General features: G+C 21.3%; 1 protein-coding gene. It reads right to left on the reverse strand.

Annotation, left to right across the window (positions count from 1 at the left end; all coding sequences use genetic code 11):
* Window positions 1-60: 60 nt before the first annotated feature.
* Window positions 61-831, reverse strand: coding sequence for a hypothetical protein (locus tag FGM02_RS15575; protein WP_139959428.1), 771 nt, complete (start codon window positions 829-831; stop codon window positions 61-63).
* Window positions 832-910 lie beyond the last annotated feature (79 nt).

Below are 910 nucleotides of genomic sequence, written 5' to 3' on the forward strand. Positions count from 1 at the left end.
CATTAACTTTATGCGGTGTTAACTAATTTATCATATCTGTCCGCTTAACTCTTTTTTTACTTATTGAATTTCTACTCTTGATTTAACTTTTATAAATTTATTTTCATCAATTAAGAAAATGACATAGTTTTCTAAATATTCAGATAAATCATTATCCAGTAATTTTCTAAAATAATCTTTTCTGAAAAACTGCGATGATTGAATAAAATTTTTCAAATCAAGTTTAGTTTCTACTTTTAAATCAAAGGTTGTTTCTTGTCTTTCAAAGTAAAACGTTTCATCAGAATTACTATCTACAAGAGTTAAATTGTCTGAACCATTATTTAATTGTAATAAATAATTCTCGTCAAATTTGAAAAAGAGTGTGTCTTTTGTTTTATTGATTATTGCATTATCTCCTTTTCCAATAGGATAGTAAGAATTATAATTAATATATTTTGGTTTAATATATTTGTTATCTTTAACTAAGAAAATAATATGTTTATCTAATAATAAACTCTTAAGTTTCCATTTGTCTACAATTTTGTTAAATTTCCCTTGTAAATAAAACTCTTTATTTTCAATATATTCTTTAATAGGTAGAATATGATTAGGGTTGAGATTAGTCAGTATTGTGTCTTTTATAAAATAAATATATCCATTTGTATTTGTAATATTTTTATTTAAAAGTTTTTTCTTAGCTTTTTCATTACAATCTAAATTATTAAACTCTATATCTTCTATAATATACTGTTTGTTGTATAAAAAATATATTGTGTCTTTTTGTGAATTCTGAGCATAAATATTTAATGATAGACTTATAATAAGAATATTAAATATTAGTTTTTTCATAGAATTTAATTAGTTAGAAATTCTTTTTAGCAATTTTAGTTAACGGTTTTGTATAAAGTTTAGTGTGGGAGTTGATAAT

Origin of the sequence: Flavicella sediminum, assembly GCF_006381105.1 — a bacterium.
GTDB lineage: Bacteria > Bacteroidota > Bacteroidia > Flavobacteriales > Flavobacteriaceae > Flavicella > Flavicella sediminum.